The organism is Amycolatopsis vancoresmycina, assembly GCF_000716785.1.
GTDB lineage: Bacteria > Actinomycetota > Actinomycetes > Mycobacteriales > Pseudonocardiaceae > Amycolatopsis > Amycolatopsis vancoresmycina.
In genome coordinates this window covers 1-1,933 of sequence record NZ_JNYY01000046.1, presented here as the reverse complement: position 1 = coordinate 1,933, position 1,933 = coordinate 1, and the positions used below count along the sequence as shown (strand labels likewise).

The window sequence follows — 1,933 nt, the reverse complement described above, 5'->3', positions numbered from 1 at the left end:
CAACCCTTCGGTTGCAGTACCATCGGCGCTGTCAGGCTTAGCTTCCGGGTTCGGAATGGGACCGGGCGTGTGGTGTTTCAGAACCGTAGAGTGGATGCGTAACATCTTTGTAGACAAGTCCTCGGCCTATTAGTACCAGTCAACTCGACAACACATTACTGTGCTTCCATTTCTGGCCTATCAACCCAATGGTCTGTTGGGGGCCTTAACCCACAAAGGGTGGGATACCTCATCTTGGAACAGGCTTCCCGCTTAGATGCCTTCAGCGGTTATCCCTTCCGAACGTGGCCAACCAGCCATGCCCCTGGCGGAACAACTGGCACACCAGAGGTTCGTCCGTCCCGGTCCTCTCGTACTAGGGACAGCCTTCCTCAAGTATCCTACGCGCGCGGCGGATAGGGACCGAACTGTCTCACGACGTTCTAAACCCAGCTCGCGTGCCGCTTTAATGGGCGAACAGCCCAACCCTTGGGACCTACTCCGGCCCCAGGATGCGACGAGCCGACATCGAGGTGCCAAACCATGCCGTCGATATGGACTCTTGGGCAAGATCAGCCTGTTATCCCCGGGGTACCTTTTATCCGTTGAGCGACACCCCTTCCACCAGGAGGTGCCGGATCACTAGTCCCGACTTTCGTCCCTGCTCGACATGTCTGTCTCACAGTCAAGCTCCCTTGTGCACTTGCACTCAACACCTGATTGCCAACCAGGCTGAGGGAACCTTTGGGCGCCTCCGTTACTCTTTAGGAGGCAACCGCCCCAGTTAAACTACCCATCAGGCACTGTCCCTGAACCAGATCATGGCCCGAGGTTCAGATTCCCAATTCGACCAGAGTGGTATTTCAACAACGACTCCACCACAACTAGCGTTGCAGCTTCACAGTCTCCCACCTATCCTACACAAGCCGAACCGAAAACCAATACCAAACTATAGTAAAGGTCCCGGGGTCTTTCCGTCCTGCCGCGCGTAACGAGCATCTTTACTCGTAGTGCAATTTCGCCGGGCCTGTGGTTGAGACAGCCGGAAAGTCGTTACGCCATTCGTGCAGGTCGGAACTTACCCGACAAGGAATTTCGCTACCTTAGGATGGTTATAGTTACCACCGCCGTTTACTGGCGCTTAAATTCTCAGCTTCACCCCCGAAGGAGTTAACCGGTCCTCTTAACGTTCCAGCACCGGGCAGGCGTCAGTCCATATACATCGTCTTGCGACTTCGCATGGACCTGTGTTTTTAGTAAACAGTCGCTTTCCGCTGGTCTCTGCGGCCACCCACCCCTAGCCCGCAATGAGGCTTCAAGGTGTTTGGCCCCCCTTCTCCCGAAGTTACGGGGGCATTTTGCCGAGTTCCTTAACCACAGTTCACCCGATCGCCTTGGTATTCTCTACCTGACCACCTGTGTTGGTTTGGGGTACGGGCCGTGCATGCACTCACTAGAGGCTTTTCTCGGCAGCATAGGATCACTCTACTTCGCCTCAAACGGCTACACATCACGTCTCAGCCTCATGGAACACGGATTTGCCTATGTTCCGGCCTACACGCTTATACCAGGACAACCATCGCCTGGCGGAGCTACCTTCCTGCGTCACCCCATCGCTTGACTACTACGAAATCAGGTCCCACGCTCCACACACCAACCTCCGTCCGAAGACATTGGCTGATGGCTTTGGGTGGTTAGTATCAAACGCCTCGTCATGGGCGCACATGCTCGGGTACGGGAATATCAACCCGTTGTCCATCGACTACGCCTGTCGGCCTCGCCTTAGGTCCCGACTTACCCTGGGCGGATTAGCCTGGCCCAGGAACCCTTGGTCATCCGGCGGCAGAGTTTCTCACTCTGCATTCGCTACTCATGCCTGCATTCTCACTCCCACACCCTCCACCACTGGTTTCCACCGTGGCTTCCCTGGATGCAGGACGCTCCCCTACCCATC

The 1,933-nt window shown here is 55.9% G+C and carries 1 rRNA gene; it reads right to left on the bottom strand.

Annotated features, from left to right (window positions below):
- Positions 1-109: 109 nt before the first annotated feature.
- A 23S ribosomal RNA gene (locus OO60_RS44235) occupies positions 110-1,933 on the bottom strand; the annotation flags it as partial.